Here is a 15,898-nt window from a genome sequence, read left to right as displayed (position 1 = left end):
CTTAATCTGCATTACGCACCGCATGACGGGCCAATTGTTGGAAAACATCATCCATTGTTTCCGCATTAAACTGCTTTTTCAAGTTAGCAGGCGTATCGAGAGCTTTTATTTGCCCGTCCACCATTATGGAAATCCGGTTACAATACTCCGCTTCATCCATATAATGCGTAGTCACAAATACCGTAATTCCTCGGTCGGCTGCTTGATAAATTAATTCCCAGAACTGCCTCCGGGTAGCAGGATCTACACCTCCCGTCGGTTCATCCAAAAAGACGATCTTCGGCTCATGGAAAATCGATACAGAAAAAGCCAACTTCTGTTTCCACCCTAAAGGCAAACTTTTCACCAGCATATTTCGTTCGGCAGAGAATCCAAGACGTTCCAACAGTTCATTTGTCTTCTGTTCAATCTCCTGATCTTTCATTCCATATATACCTGCAAAAAGTCGAATATTTTCCCACACTTTTAAATCTTCATACAAAGAAAACTTTTGGCTCATATATCCAATGTGCTTCTTCACCATCTCCGCTTCCCTGAAAATATCAAAGCCCCCTACCTTTCCAACTCCTGACGTAGGCTTACTCAACCCACAAAGCATACGCATTGCCGTAGTCTTTCCTGCCCCATTTGCTCCCAAAAAGCCAAATATTTCTCCCCGATTCACCTGAAAAGAGATATGATCGACCGCAGTAAAACGCCCAAAACTCTTTGTCAGTTGATCGACTTCAATTACAGGTATCCCTTTCTCACGAAGTTCTTCACGCTTAAGAGGGGGCGGACATAGAATAGCGGCAAACTGCTGGAGAATCCTTTCAGGGGTATCAATGCCATGAATCTGTCCATGATTAATAAAAGCGATCCGATCACACTGCCGGGCTTCATCCATAATAGGTGTCGATGCAATAATCGTAATCCCTAAATCACACAAGTGTCGCAACATCTGCCAAAACTCTTTACGAGACACCGGATCAACTCCTGTAGTGGGCTCATCCAGAAATAAAATATCAGGTTTATGAATGAGTGCGCAGCTCAATGCCAGCTTCTGCTTCATTCCACCCGACAAAGCACCTGCCCTACGTTTTTTGAATGGCTCAATCTGTTGATAGATGTCTTTAACCAAATCATAGTTCTCCTGAATCGTCGTATGAAATACAGTTGCAAAGAATTGTAGATTTTCTTCCACCGAAAGATCCTGATAAAGCGAAAAACGACCGGGCATATATCCCACTTTCGTTCGAATCTCTTTATAATCCGTCACAATATCCAATCCATCCACAACTGCCTTTCCCCGATCAGCCAGCAAAAGAGTAGTCAGAATACGAAACAACGTACTCTTTCCCGCACCGTCAGGACCGATCAGCCCGAAGATTTCTCCCCGCTTCACAGAAAAAGAAACATCCTTCAACGCCTCTACCTTTCCGTAGTTTTTACTGACATGATCTACTGTTACTATAAATTTATCAGTACCCACCAAATCCACTTTATCTTTACGCATTGCCAATGATCCATTACTTAAAAGTTACTCCTCCGTACATACCGATTTTCAATAATCCGTCATTTTTAACGGCAATCTTAACAGCATATACCAGATTGGCACGTTCATTTTTGGTAAGAATAGTTTTCGGAGTAAATTCCGAACGGTCGGAGATCCAAGTCACCACGCCGGAATAATCCTTTCTCTCCGAATTTCCATAATCAGCATATACCCTCACTTCATCACCCAACTTTACAGATGATAATTGTTCCGAAGTGATGTAAGCTCGTAAATACATTCGATCTAACTCTCCAACTTTAAATAAAGGTTTGCCCACAGTCGCCAACTCACCAGCTTCCGCATACTTAGCCAATACAGTCCCGTCAATCGGTGACAGAATATGACATTTATTCAACTGGTCATCAACTTGAGCTATTTGTATGGCAACTGAGTTACCCTGTTCCGTTAAACTATTCGTACTATTCCGCAACGATGATTCCTGAGCGACCAGCTGCCGTTCAAGCAAAGCTACCTGAGCCTCCCAATCATCCAACTGTTTTTGATTGGCAGCTCCTGCCGCCAATAAGCTTTCCACTCGTCTCTTTTCCCGTTGTGCCGTAGCTATCTGCTGTTTGGTAGCCGCTATTTGTTTGGTTAAATCCGGACGTTGGCTTTCTACCGATTTCATACTAGCTTCCAACTGTAACTTTTTCAAATACAATTGCACCGTATCAACCAAACCGGCATCTTCTCCCATTTTCAACCTTGTTCCCTCTTCCACCTTCAACTGAAGTATCTTGCCCGATGCTTCAGCGGAAACAATCACCTCCGTAGCCTCAAATGTGCCAGTCGCATCATAATCCGGCAAACGGTTTCCACATGCTGACATCAGCAATAACGTCACTCCCCATACACCTATTTTTATTATTCGTTTCATATCCGAAAGTTTTTATTATTGGTTCGTTGTATATTTCATTTGATAGATACCTTGCAAGCGTTGAATCTCATGTATCGCCTTTGCTTGCCTTGCCAGACTTTCATTCGTCAGTTCCCTCAGCATTTCGGTAACCGTCAATGTACCGTTCGCTACCTTTGCCTCGGCAGAGCGACGAATATTAGTACGAAGACGAATAATCTCATCATCATCCCGCATTTGTTTTTCCACCGAACGGACAGCCTGATCTTGCTGCGTTACCTGCAAACGGGTATTAAAAAGGAATACATCACGATTACTTCCCAATTGCTGCCGTTTATTCTCAATCACCCGACGATCATTCTTTAAAGTATAAAAACTCCCGAAATTCCACGAAAGCCGAACCCCCGCTATATAATAAGGTGAAAATTCATTTTTCAACATATTTAGCCCCGGATTACCATAAGCCCCCTGTACAAATAATCCGAATTGCGGAAGATGTCGGACGTTCAATGCTTTTTCCTGCACATTCAATCCGGTTGCCTGAGCATCAAACAACGACAATTCCGGTCGGCGAATCTCACTGACCGCATTTACCATTGTTTCAGGTACAGGTTTTTCCAAAATCGTTTCCGGAGAAAGTTCCTCACCCGTCAGTAAAGAAAGCATCTTGAGATAAGCCTCCCTGTAGAAAGACAATTCTATTCTCTTCTGTCTGGTATTCAATTGTTCCACTTTCACAGCATCCAAATCAGCCTGATTAGCAATTCCATTTTCAAAATAAGAACTGATCTGCCGGAAATTCCTTTCCAGTTCATCTTGCAATAAAGTATTCTGTTTCAATTGTTCATCCAATAAAAGAATCCCGAAATAAAGATCGTTCACGCGGTTATTCAACGCATACATATCTACATTCAGTTTTTCTTTCTCTACATCTGCTTCGGCAGTCGCTTGCTTCTTTTGCACCTTGATTCCACCACCATCCCAGACATTTTGCTGTAATTCCACCATTACCTGATACTGGTCTTTAGGCATTCCTTTTATATCCACTCCTGAAATCTTTATCGGCAATTCGGTTACATCACTCTGATAAGACGCTTTTGCCGAAAGAGCGAACTGCGGCAAATATCCTTTAGCTACATTCTCCAGAGTATATTCCTTTGTTTTCTCTATTAAATCATATTGACGTACCAATGGATAGTTGTCCTGTGTTTTCCGCTGACATTCTTCCAGCGTCACCTGACCATACATTCCAGATACGCAAACAAACAGAGAGAGAGTAAAAATCATTCTTTTCATACGCATATTTTCTATGAGTTCTTCGAAAGACAAAGATAGGTGTTTCAAGCATTGTTTCACATTCCAAGAGTCGGTAAATATGTTCTAATAGTTCGATGAATCAGAAATTAAACGAAAGATATAGCATGATTTATTATCTTTGCAGGAAAACGATAAAATAAAATGGAAAAGAAAGAACCGGTAGAATTAGGACTGAAACTATTAGGAGGATTGAAAATTGTCCGTCACAATGAATTTCGCTTCATAACTTCTGATTTTGGTTTTGTCAATAGCTTCATCAAAATGGAATCTCAACTTTTCACTTTTGATCAGCCTTACCGTATAAAAGAAGGACGGATCGTATTTATCAGACAAGGATCTTTACAAGCACGAATCAACCTAATAGAATACACTCTACAATCCGGCATTATATCACTCATTGCTCCTAATTCCATCATACAAGCCATCAAAATATCCCCGGATCTTGATATGAAAATGATGGCAATTGACAACAACTTTCTTCCCTTCACCAGTAAAGATGATTTTCTCATACATTTTCCCCAGTATCCTAATAATGTTCTATTAACATTACCTCTACAAGAACAAACTCGTATTGAAAGCTATTTCACATTAATATGGGATATATTACAAGAAGCAACTTTCCGCCGTGAGGTCATACAGCATCTGGTGGCAAGCCTCTTATATAATATAGAATGTATAACTAACAACACACAAACTACTACTAAACACCTAACCCACCAAGAAGATATTTTTCAACGTTTTATCTCTCTCGTCAATACACACAGCAAAAAGGAACGAAACGTCAGTTTTTACGCAGACAAATTATGCCTTACTCCGCGCTATCTGAACACTATTATCCGACAAACCAGCCAACAAACAATTATGGACTGGATCAACCAATCCATTATACAGGAAGCCAAAATTTTACTCAAGCATAGTGATCTTCTTGTATATCAAATCTCAGATGAATTAAATTTTCCTAATCCGTCTTTCTTCTGTAAATTCTTTAAAAGAATGACGGGGAAGACACCACAAGAATATCAGAAGAAACAATAAGTATCATAACATTAATTTCATACTTCACATCAATGTTTTCGCTTACACTTTTTTTCATCTGAAAATTTTCTATATATTTGTGCCACTGTTTAAACAGTTCATCAATTAATGCCTTTGTTTTATTCAAATAACTTATTTCTTTTATATGAAAAAACTATATTTTATTATCGTTTTATTAATTTCAGCACAAATGGGCATAGCCCAAAAACATCAACTCCCCCCTGTATGGAAAGACACTCCTATACAACAAGACTCACGCATACGAAGCTATATATCCCCCACTCGTATTGTCTGGAAAAGTAACAACACAACTGCACAAGTCAACGATGAACAAAACTTGATGCGTACCGGTATCAGGCAATCCATCTTAGGTAGCGAAAATGTCTGCCGAATGCGCAGTACAACTACTGATACAGCCTCAATCCTACTCGACTTTGGACGGGAATTGCAAGGAGGAGTTCAAATTGTTACAGGCCAATCCCCCAATAATACACCAATTAAAATACGAATTCGTTTCGGTGAATCCGTTAGTGAAGCCATGTGCGATATTGATGGAGAAAATGGTGCAAGCAATGACCACGCTATGCGCGATTTTGAACTCAAACTTCCTTGGTTAGGCGTATTGGAGGTTGGAAATTCAGGATTCCGCTTTGTACGTATTGATTTACTTGACACTGATGTTGAACTGCAATTAAAAGAAGTACTTGCTATATTTAATTATCGTGATGTCCCTTATTTAGGTTCATTCCGTTGCAATGACGAACGCTTAAACGATATTTGGATGACTGGAGCATATACCGTACATCTCAATATGCAAGAATATCTTTGGGATGCCATCAAACGTGACCGTCTGGTATGGGTGGGCGACCTTCACCCGGAAGTAATGACTGTCAATACAGTATTCGGTTACAATGAAGTCGTTCCTAAAAGTCTCGATCTTATTCGCGATGCTACCCCTGTTCCTGCATGGATGAACGGTATCAGTTCGTATTCTTTGTGGTGGATCATTATTCATCGTGACTGGTATTTTTATCAAGGTAATTTAGATTACCTACAAGAGCAAAAAACTTACCTGACACAACTTATTAATCATCTATTGACTAAAATAGATGCAAACGGAAAAGAAACATTGGACGGAATGCGATTTCTGGATTGGCCATCCAGCGAAAACCCAAAAGGAGTTGATGCCGGATTACAAGCATTGATGGTGCAGGCAATGGATTGCGGCAAAGAACTATTTTCCATACTCAAAGACAACGAAATGGCGAAGAAGTGCGGAGATGCCGCTGTTCGATTACGTACCTATCGGCCTGAGCCCAATCATTCAAAACAGGCAGCTGCTTTGATGACCTTATCAGGGTTAATGGATCCGGAAAAAGCCAACAACGAAGTTTTATCAATAGGTGGTTCTAAGAATTTCTCCACTTTCTATGGTTATTATATGCTAAAAGCAATGGCTGCCGCAGGCGATTATACGAATGCATTAAATCGCATCCGCGAATTCTGGGGAGCAATGCTCGATTTAGGAGCCACTTCATTTTGGGAAGACTTCAACATCGAATGGATTAAAAACGCCGCCCGCATTGACGAAATTGTCCCTAAAGGTAAGGTGGACGTACATAAAAGTTATGGCAACTACTGTTACAAAGGGTATCGCCATAGTTTCTGCCACGGCTGGGCTTCCGGTCCCACCTCTTATCTGAGCGAATATGTATTGGGAGTAAAAGTGATAGAACCAGGATGCAAAGTAGTAAAAATAGAACCACATCTGGGTGATCTACAATGGGCAGAAGGTACATTCCCTACTCCCTACGGCATCATCAAGATACACCATGAGCAAAGAAACGATGGTTCTGTCAAATCAACGATAAAAGCTCCCAAAGGAGTGAAAGTTATCAAATAAACGAGCCCGTCACTAGTATTTTACATGAAGAAGGATATGGTATAGAATTCATAGCATAAGAAAAGGAATAGCTATCGGATACGGAAACAAGTCAAGAATATTCTATGGTTTACAAACCCTCAAGCAACTGGTTCGAAAGAACGGGACAGACTACGCTGTCCCGTATATAACCATTTCAGATCAACCGCCATTTCTTGCAAACAAATCAAGCAACTGATGTTTCTTCACAGGCTTTGTAAGAAATGCATTGCATCCGGCCTCAATGGCACTTACTCTATCAGAATCAAATGCATTGGCAGTAAGCGCGATAATAGGTATTTCAGAATTGAATTCCCGAATTTTACGTGTTGCTTCTAGTCCTCCCATAATTGGCATTTTCATATCCATAATGACAAAGTCGTATTTTCCATCGAGTACATTTCGTACAGCATCTATTCCATTGCATACCCGATTGAGATGATAATCCTTAAGAATACTTTTCACCAACATATAATTGCTATCATTGTCCTCGGCAAGTAAAATATTCAATTTACTTCCATTTTCATGAAGATCCCTGAAAACAAGTTGCGATGAAGAGTCTGAATCACCTTCATCATTACTATCCAATATCTCTACTTCGCAAGGTATCCATGCCCAGAAAGTAGATCCTACCCCTGGTTCTGAAGTGAAACCTATCTTTCCATTAGCTCCTTCAATAATAGCCTTGGAAATTGCCAATCCCAATCCGGTTCCCTGAGCAAAATCGTTAAGTTTCTGGAACCGTCCGAATATTCTGTCTTGTAATTCATGTGGAATACCGACTCCCGAATCTTCCACATAAATACGAATACCTCCTTGTTCAACAGTATACCCCATCCTGATAAACCCAGCATTAGTACATTTTACAGCATTAGTCAAAAAGTTCATCCATACCTGTTTGAGTCGATTCGGATCTAAGTACACTTTACAATCCGGACCGGAAGCTGTTCTAAATTCGACATCCGGATTAGTTATCTTTTGTTGAATTGTCGCACATAATTCACTACATACTCTACGCAGATTAAACTTTTCCCTCTTACGTTCAAGAATCCCCGACTCTATCTTAGAAAGATCCAAAATATCATTGATTAAACGGAGTAGTAATTCATTATTAAATTCAATGATATCCATATACTCTTTTTTCTCGTTCGGATCATTACAATCCACCAACAATTCTGAAAATCCAACAATAGCATTCAAAGGCGTACGTATTTCATGGCTCATATTAGCTAAGAATGCAGACTTTATCCTGTCAGAAAGTTCTGCCTTTTCTTTCAGGATTTTCAATTCATTAGCCATTTTCTCCCATTTCGTGTTATTGAATGCAATACCTGTATAGCGAATTATTTCCCCTTTCTTATTCTTTTCTGCTGGAATTCCGGTTACAATATAGGTTTGCCATTCCTGATCCCATTTAGTCCTGGATCGATATTGAAAATTAAATTCCTTATTAATACCCTGAAGCATCCCTTCAATATTCTCGCGAACAACGTCCACATCATTTGGAAACGTGACAAGTAGATAGTCTTCCGGTGAAATTTCCTTTTCCGGATTATAGTCATTCACCGGATCGTTGAATGCATGAAACTTTTTGGTATCCAAGTCAAGCACCCAATAAGACATACCAACTGTCTTGAATGTAAGCTCCATTCTATAATTTCGTTCTCTAAGTTCCTCATCTAACTGGTGCTGTTTCGAAATATTCTGCCGTAATCCTGTGAAACGAATTACATTTCCCCTATCATCTTTTTCAAATGGAACACCAATCACATTACAATACTGCCAAGTATCGTCATGCTTAGTTTGCATACGACATATAAAATCTACATTGATTTCTTTACCTATCGCCATAGATTGAAGAGCATCCCAAACAATTGACTGATCCTCCGGATGAATTACATCCATATATTCCTCCAAAGTTAATAATCTGCCTGGAATGTAATCATTGATCGGATCATTGAAAGATTCAAAACTACGAGAAGGAACATCAAAATCCCAATGAACAATATTACTAACCTTCATCGCCAGTTCACGTTTAGCAATCAACTCTTGCGTTTTTTTAGCCAACTGTATCTTTTCAGTAACATCTAACTGCGTTCCAACAATTAATAATTTTCCCAAGTGTTCAGATGAAAGACGCATCCGGCTTTCATAATAACGATATTGATTCTCCTGCTCATTAAAGGCTCGCACAGTAATTTGCCCTTGCTCCACATCTTTTCTGACCAATTTTTGAAAAAGTTCCGTCAATTGAACATAGTCCTGCGGATGTAGTTTTTTCTGTAACTCTTCCAATTTCATACCTTCTTTGGCAATAGTATTTCCATGTAATGAATTGAATTCATTATTCTGTAAATCATATACCCAAGAAGACATATTTGCTGCCTCCATAGCCATCTCCAGATTCTTCTTGTTTTCTTCTGTACGAAATTCCGCTTCCTTTGTAGCAGTTACATCGTTAGTAAGGAGCATATACCCTAAAATAACTTCATTCCTATTACGGACAGGAACAATTTTAACCTCATATATGATAGTATTCTGATGACGAGAAGAATAATATCCTCTATTTATCCGATCGAAATCATACTCAAATTCCAATGTTATCTCTTCTCCGTTTTCTATACTAACTCTAAGTTTATCATCTACATATGGACTATTGAAAAGATTTACTGTTCCTACAACCGAAGAAGCATTATCCACTCCATATATCTCCAGAGCTCGATGATTGATACCACGCAGAAGACCCTCCTTATCATATATTTCAATCCCTATCGGCAAATGACTATAAACACTCTCCGAAAACAAGATTTGATCCGCCAGTAACTCTGACATTTTCTCCTCAAAATACTCTTTATCACTTTTGTAAGAATCTTCTTTGTTTTGTTTCATATCATATGATGTTTTTATATAAATACACTAATAATCATTCAGCATTCAATCTCAAATCTCATCGTATTATATGAATCGCACGACGGTATTCCGACGGAGACATTCCTGTCTGCTGGCGAAAAAAACGACTTAATGACGATTGACTAGCAAAATTGGTTTGCTGGGCCACACTCTTGATGTCAATAAGAGGATTTCGAAGTATTTTTTTTATCTCAATGATCACATAATCCGCAATTAGCTCATGAGGAGACTGACCGTTCATTTCTTGAATTACTTTAGTCAAATAAGTGGGCGATATGCATAATTTGGCAGCATAAAAAGCAACCTCACGTGAATTGCGATAATGCTCAGCAACTAACATAGCAAACTTTATTGCAATGTTTTCTTTGTTAGAATTTGCAAAATAGCTGCTACAGCCATTTGCTTCTTTAAGGAATGATACATAAAAGTCCCAGAAATAAATCTGAAGCAAATGAAGAACAGTTTCATTACGGTAATTAGGATCATCATTGTTAATCCGAAAAGCGATAATATTGCAATAATCAAGAAATCTTAGAACTTCACTATCACTTAAACTATAGCTGACTTTTCTTCGCATATAAAAAAAGAAATCTGGAGTTATTTTCCCCAAGCTACTCATTATATCAATAAACATAGCCTTATCAAATCTAAAGAATGTCATAGAAAAATCATCGCTAATATCACGGATCATAGCCCGTTGTAGTGGCAATATAGTAACAATATCGTTTTTTGATATTTGATGACTAACTGAGAAAACTTCTATAATAGCAGTTCCACTTGTACAGAGTCCGGCGAAACCTTCTTTCGTATATGCTTCATGCCTATTCAAAGGAAGATATGATATGTCAGTATCTATCATTAAAATGCAATGTTTGTTATAGATATAAATCGATAATTGATCTACAAATTTAAAAGAATCTTATTAAAACGTACTATTTACAATTGGAATTGAACGTAATTAGCAAATTTGGGTATTATATTTCTATTTGACTAAAATAGCAAAGAAGAATATTATTTACTTTCCTTTCACACAACATGACAACATAAAAAATAGAAAACTCTGTTGAGAAGATGAATAAATTCTAATCTCAACAGAGTAAACTGAAATGATGATATTCTTTCCTGTAAAAATCAAGCTGATTTTAAGAATTGAAGCACTACTGTGAAAACTCCTTAATCCTTTGTTCCTCTTCCAACTTACAAATAAGTAGTGTATTATCTCTTTCTGCAATGATATACCCATCCAGTCCTTGAACCACTACCCGTTTTTCCTCACTTGCGTGCACTATACAGTTTTTACTGTCATACAAACGAATGTCAGGTCCTATCGTAGCATTTCCAGATGTATCCTGCGGCAATAATCCTCTTAAAGCACCCCATGTACCCAAATCCGACCAACCAAAGGAAGCCGGAAGTACGTAAATTTCCTGCGCTTTCTCCATCACAGCATAGTCTATCGAGATACTTTCACAAGTCGGAAAAAATCTCCGCACAGAATCATTTTCCTTTTCAGTATAGAAATCCGGGAAAATACGGTCAAATATCTGTGCTATACCTGGAGCATAAACACGCATTACTGAAGTAATAGTACGAACATTCCAAACAAAAATACCTGCATTCCAGAAAAAATTCCCTTCTGCCAAATAAACCTCAGCAGTACCTTTATCCGGTTTTTCCTTGAATGCATCAACAGTAAATATCTCTTTATCAGTCTGGAGCATATTTCCGGCGGCAATATATCCATAACCTGTTTCAGCACGAGTCGGCTTAATCCCCAATGTCACAATAGCACTGCTTTTATCTGTAAAACGAAGTGCTTTCTCCACTACCCGACGAAATTCAAACGTATCAATTACCAGTGCATCCGAAGGAGTCACCACCATATTAGCATTCGGATGATTCTTCTTTATTTTCCAACAAGCATAAGCAATGCAAGGTGCAGTATTGCGTGCACAAGGTTCTGCCAAAATATTACTTTCTGGAATTTCAGGCAATTGTTTTCGGATAATATCAATATATTTTTCAGATGTCACTACCCACATATTTTCTAGTGGGCAGATACCACTAAAGCGATCTACCGTCAGTTGAATCAACGTTCTTCCACACCCTATCACGTCTATAAACTGTTTTGGACATTCTGGTGTGCTCATCGGCCAGAAACGGCTACCAATACCGCCTGCCATAATAACAACATGGTTATCCATTCCCATTTTTCTCTTTTATATAATATTTATGCAAGATACGGCAAATAATGCAATTACACAACTTATAGACCAAAATTCTTTTTATCCCGTATTTTTCTATCCTCGAATTTCCACCCGATCATTCTAGTAAATCTACTTACTTATAGTTATTTATCAACTTATCTTTATAATTTTCGACTTTCCATACTTAAGCTACTCTTTTATAAAAGCCAAACACATAATGATAGATTTTCTTCTCTCATTGTATTATTGAAAATTATCATCACTAATCATATTAAACAAAGAATAACATTGAATATTTATGCTGCATAACTGAAATGGTTGAATAGTAATGAACCATCATAAGGGTACAGTAGGTGCAATAGTTCAGCCCCCTATATATCACACACACGCGCGTATATAAGTAAGGTGAGCCATAACAAATACGGATGTCGACTGCACTGTTCTTATCATGTTATAATCAAATAAATAAATCATCTGTAGCTACATAGATACCGAAACAAGATGAAAAAGATAGCATTCAAACACTTACCTGACCAAATCGATCAGCAAAGTATGAAAAACAGTAGAGATACTCATCGCACGTACGCACGTGCGCGTACGTGTATGTGTGTGTGTGAAAGAAAGGCTGAGAAAAGTGCACCTTGCACCCATCAATTATAAAGTATTGCTTTAAAAGGCTAAAGCTATGCTTTACGGTTCCTAAAGCATAGCTTTAGTCTATGTAAACCAGTGCTTTTAGAATCACTAAACAAAAAGGTCGCCTCCGAAATCCCGGAAACGACCATACAACTTAAAAACAACAATTTATCGTTTCTATCTACTTATATTCTTCCCAGCTCCTAATAGCAATGTCATCAATACCCATTGTACAGAAAGCTTGAATAAATGCACTTGCCAAACGCGCATTAGTAATTAACGGAATATTCAGGTCGATAGCTGCACGACGGATTTTATATCCGTTATCAAGTTCTCCGGCAGTCAGGTTCTTCGGAATATTGACTACCATATCTATTTCTTTGTTATGAAGCATTTCCAAAGCTTGCGGATGACCATTTTCACTCGGCCAATAGACAAGCGTATTCTCAATACCATTTTCAATGAGTGCCTTGTGAGTACCACCCGTTGCGAAAAGCTTATAACCTTTGTTTACCAACATTCGGGCGGCGTCCATCATATCGGCTTTCTGCTTCATAGTTCCGGTTGATAACAGAATATTCTTCTTCGGAATACGATACCCGACAGAAAGCATAGCTTTAAGAACGGCACAGGAAGTATCGCTTCCGATACAACCAACTTCTCCTGTAGATGCCATATCTACTCCTAACACAGGATCGGCTTTCTGCAAACGATTAAATGAGAATTGGGAAGCTTTAATTCCCACATAATCCAACTCAAATAGATTCTTGTTTGGTTTTTCTACAGGCAGACCAAGCATTACTTTCGTTGCCAGTTCAATAAAATTGATCTTCAATACTTTGCTGACAAACGGGAAAGAACGGCTGGCACGAAGATTACATTCAATCACTTTAATGTCGTTATCTTTTGCCAGATACTGAATATTAAACGGACCGGATATATTGAGTGCTTTTGCAATCTCACGACTAATGCGTTTAATGCGTCGTACCGTCTCTACATATAATTTCTGCGGAGGAAACTGTATAGTCGCATCACCGGAATGCACTCCTGCAAACTCAATATGTTCACTGATTGCATAAGCCACGATTTCTCCATTTTGTGCCACAGCATCCATTTCGACTTCTTTAGCGTGTTCTATAAACTGACTTACCACCACCGGATGCTTCTTTGATACATTTGCAGCCAATTGGAGGAAACGCTCTAACTCTTCCCGATTAGAACAAACATTCATCGCAGCACCGGAAAGCACATAAGAAGGACGAACTAGCACAGGAAAACCAACTTCGTCTACAAATTCATTGATGTCATCCATAGATGTCAATTCACGCCAGCGCGGTTGATCTACCCCGATACGGTCGAGCATAGCAGAGAACTTCTCACGATCTTCAGCATTATCAATACTCTTGGCACTTGTTCCAAGGATATTAATATTCTGTGCATCCAGACGTAGAGCAAGGTTATTAGGAATCTGACCACCAGTAGAAACAATTACACCATGAGGATTCTCTAATTCGAGAATATCCATCACACGTTCAAATGTCAGTTCGTCAAAGTAGAGACGGGCACACATATCGTAATCCGTAGAAACAGTTTCCGGATTGTAGTTGATCATGACACTCCGCCAGCCCTCTTTGCGGATAGTATTCAGAGCCTGAACACCACACCAGTCAAACTCTACGGAAGAACCGATACGGTAAGCACCGGAACCGAGAACGACGATAGATTTATGATCACCCAGATAATGGACATCATTTGCTACACCGCTATAAGTAAGATACAAATAATTGGTCTGTGCCGGATATTCGGCTGCCAATGTATCGATCTGCTTAACGACCGGAAGGATTCCCACACTCTTACGATGATTACGAACATAGAGAATACCATCTTCCATATCGCCTTCAAAACCGATGGCACGAGCTATCTGGAAATCAGAGAAACCTTGTACTTTCGCTTTTTTCAGCAATTCATCAGGAAGCTCGGCAATCTGTTTATGATTCTTGCCCCAATTATGCAGTTCTTCAGAAGTCTTCATTATATTCATCAACTTCTGGAGGAACCACTTGTCAATCTTTGTCAAATCATGAACCTGATCAATCGTATATCCGGCACGAAATGCTTTAGATATAACAAAGATACGTTTATCTGTCGGTTCACGAAGGGCTTTATCTATGTCAGAAATGACAAGTTCTTTGTTTTCTACAAATCCATGCATTCCCTGGCCGATCATACGAAGTCCTTTCTGAATCGCCTCTTCAAAGGTACGACCGATAGCCATCACTTCACCAACCGACTTCATGGAAGATCCTAATTCTTTGTCCACACCATGGAATTTACCTAAATCCCACCGAGGTATTTTACATACCACATAGTCTAAAGCAGGCTCAAAGAACGCAGAAGTCGTCTTTGTTACCGAGTTCTTTAAATCGAAAAGCCCATAACCGAGTCCTAGTTTAGCTGCAACAAAAGCCAACGGATATCCGGTAGCTTTAGATGCTAATGCAGACGAACGGGAAAGACGGGCATTCACTTCGATGACACGATAATCTTCCGATTCAGGATCGAAAGCATACTGAACATTACATTCACCAACAATACCGATATGACGGATGATGCGGATAGCAAGTTCACGAAGTTTGTGATATTCTTTATTGGTCAATGTTTGCGAGGGAGCAATCACAATAGATTCACCGGTATGGATACCCAGCGGGTCAAAATTTTCCATATTACAAACGGTGATACAATTGTCGAAACGGTCACGTACTACCTCATATTCCACTTCTTTCCATCCTCTCAAAGATTTCTCGACCAATACTTGCGGAGAGAAAGAGAAAGCCTTTTCTACCAACACATCCAATTGCTCTTCATTGTCGCAAAAGCCGGAGCCCAACCCTCCCAACGCATAAGCAGCACGAACAATCACAGGATAACCCAACTCTTTAGCAGCACGACGGGCATCTTGCACATTCTCAACAGCTTCGCTCTTAATCGTCTTTACGTCTATTTCATTTAACTTTTGCACAAAAAATTCACGATCTTCCGTATCAATAATTGCCTGTACAGGAGTGCCGAGTACTTTCACATTATATTTTTCAAGTATGCCTTCCTTATACAATGCCACGCCACAATTCAAAGCTGTCTGACCGCCAAACGCTAGCATGATACCTTCCGGCCTTTCTTTCTGAATGACTTTTTCAACAAAATAGGGAGTCACAGGAAGGAAGTAAATCTGATCCGCAACTCCTTCAGAGGTCTGCACAGTAGCAATATTCGGATTGATGAGGATTGTCTCAATTCCTTCTTCTTTCAAGGCCTTGAGTGCCTGCGAACCGGAATAATCAAACTCACCGGCTTCACCTATTTTCAGAGCACCGGAACCTAACAGTAATACTTTCTTTATATTTTCTTTCATTGATTCTATTTTCTGAATCGCCACAGATTGGCATAACTCCAAATGATCTATAGCTACGCAATAGAGTGGCGAA

At 39.2% G+C, this 15,898-nt stretch carries 10 protein-coding genes; 3 read left to right on the top strand and 7 right to left on the bottom strand.

From position 1 onward, the window contains the following. Position 1: 1 nt before the first annotated feature. Genes CZ225_RS09475 through CZ225_RS09465 form a run of 3 tightly spaced genes read right to left on the bottom strand, consistent with a single transcriptional unit; the run spans position 2 to position 3,692 of the window. Complete coding sequence (locus CZ225_RS09475) at positions 2-1,495, bottom strand: ATP-binding cassette domain-containing protein (protein WP_077153922.1); 1,494 nt, start codon at positions 1,493-1,495, stop codon at positions 2-4. 13 nt (positions 1,496-1,508) lie between these two features. Continuing rightward, positions 1,509-2,411 (bottom strand): HlyD family secretion protein, encoded by a 903-nt coding sequence (locus tag CZ225_RS09470; protein WP_077153921.1) that lies wholly within the window; start codon positions 2,409-2,411, stop codon positions 1,509-1,511. 15 nt (positions 2,412-2,426) lie between these two features. Beyond that, a complete protein-coding gene (locus tag CZ225_RS09465; RefSeq protein ID WP_077155775.1) occupies positions 2,427-3,692 on the bottom strand; it encodes a TolC family protein in 1,266 nt (421 codons plus the stop codon). Between the two features lie 156 nt (positions 3,693-3,848). Between CZ225_RS09465 and CZ225_RS09460 the strand changes: the two genes are divergently transcribed. The 3 genes from CZ225_RS09460 (at position 3,849) to CZ225_RS24875 (ending at position 6,862) form a co-directional block, all read left to right on the top strand. After that, on the top strand, positions 3,849-4,742 hold the full coding sequence (locus CZ225_RS09460; protein ID WP_077153920.1) for a helix-turn-helix domain-containing protein: 894 nt from the start codon (positions 3,849-3,851) through the stop codon (positions 4,740-4,742). A gap of 190 nt (positions 4,743-4,932) precedes the next feature. Further along, positions 4,933-6,645 (top strand): alpha-L-rhamnosidase-related protein, encoded by a 1,713-nt coding sequence (locus tag CZ225_RS09455; RefSeq protein ID WP_077153919.1) that lies wholly within the window; start codon positions 4,933-4,935, stop codon positions 6,643-6,645. A 34-nt stretch (positions 6,646-6,679) separates the two neighbouring features. Then, a complete protein-coding gene (locus CZ225_RS24875) occupies positions 6,680-6,862 on the top strand; it encodes a glycoside hydrolase family 20 zincin-like fold domain-containing protein (protein WP_083714721.1) in 183 nt (60 codons plus the stop codon). Here the strand turns inward: CZ225_RS24875 and CZ225_RS09445 are convergent. The 4 genes from CZ225_RS09445 to carB form a co-directional block, all read right to left on the bottom strand. Continuing rightward, positions 6,826-9,552: a hybrid sensor histidine kinase/response regulator gene (locus tag CZ225_RS09445; RefSeq protein WP_077153918.1), complete on the bottom strand. Its 2,727-nt coding sequence runs from the start codon at positions 9,550-9,552 to the stop codon at positions 6,826-6,828. The two genes, CZ225_RS24875 and CZ225_RS09445, sit on opposite strands and share 37 nt — an antisense overlap. Before the next feature lie 58 nt (positions 9,553-9,610). Further along, complete coding sequence (locus CZ225_RS09440) at positions 9,611-10,432, bottom strand: helix-turn-helix domain-containing protein (protein ID WP_077153917.1); 822 nt, start codon at positions 10,430-10,432, stop codon at positions 9,611-9,613. Positions 10,433-10,730: 298 nt separating this feature from the next. Continuing rightward, positions 10,731-11,777 (bottom strand): mannose-1-phosphate guanylyltransferase, encoded by a 1,047-nt coding sequence (locus CZ225_RS09435; RefSeq protein WP_077155774.1) that lies wholly within the window; start codon positions 11,775-11,777, stop codon positions 10,731-10,733. Between the two features lie 820 nt (positions 11,778-12,597). Further along, complete coding sequence (gene carB, locus CZ225_RS09430) at positions 12,598-15,825, bottom strand: carbamoyl-phosphate synthase (glutamine-hydrolyzing) large subunit (protein WP_077153916.1); 3,228 nt, start codon at positions 15,823-15,825, stop codon at positions 12,598-12,600. Positions 15,826-15,898 lie beyond the last annotated feature (73 nt).

The organism is Bacteroides bouchesdurhonensis (assembly GCF_900155865.1).
GTDB classification, from domain to species: domain Bacteria; phylum Bacteroidota; class Bacteroidia; order Bacteroidales; family Bacteroidaceae; genus Bacteroides; species Bacteroides bouchesdurhonensis.
The sequence above is the reverse complement of the archived record's forward strand: the minus strand, read 5'-3'. Positions and strand labels throughout refer to the sequence as shown.

Coding starts and splice junctions, on each gene's coding strand:
- CZ225_RS09445 (WP_077153918.1), bottom strand. CDS start 9,552: ATGAAACAAAACAAAGAAGATTCTTACAAAAGTGATAAAGAGTATTTT.
- carB (WP_077153916.1), bottom strand. CDS start 15,825: ATGAAAGAAAATATAAAGAAAGTATTACTGTTAGGTTCCGGTGCTCTG.
- CZ225_RS09460 (WP_077153920.1), top strand. CDS start 3,849: ATGGAAAAGAAAGAACCGGTAGAATTAGGACTGAAACTATTAGGAGGA.
- CZ225_RS09465 (WP_077155775.1), bottom strand. CDS start 3,692: ATGCGTATGAAAAGAATGATTTTTACTCTCTCTCTGTTTGTTTGCGTA.
- CZ225_RS09475 (WP_077153922.1), bottom strand. CDS start 1,495: ATGCGTAAAGATAAAGTGGATTTGGTGGGTACTGATAAATTTATAGTA.
- CZ225_RS09435 (WP_077155774.1), bottom strand. CDS start 11,777: ATGGATAACCATGTTGTTATTATGGCAGGCGGTATTGGTAGCCGTTTC.
- CZ225_RS09455 (WP_077153919.1), top strand. CDS start 4,933: ATGGGCATAGCCCAAAAACATCAACTCCCCCCTGTATGGAAAGACACT.
- CZ225_RS09470 (WP_077153921.1), bottom strand. CDS start 2,411: ATGAAACGAATAATAAAAATAGGTGTATGGGGAGTGACGTTATTGCTG.
- CZ225_RS09440 (WP_077153917.1), bottom strand. CDS start 10,432: ATGATAGATACTGACATATCATATCTTCCTTTGAATAGGCATGAAGCA.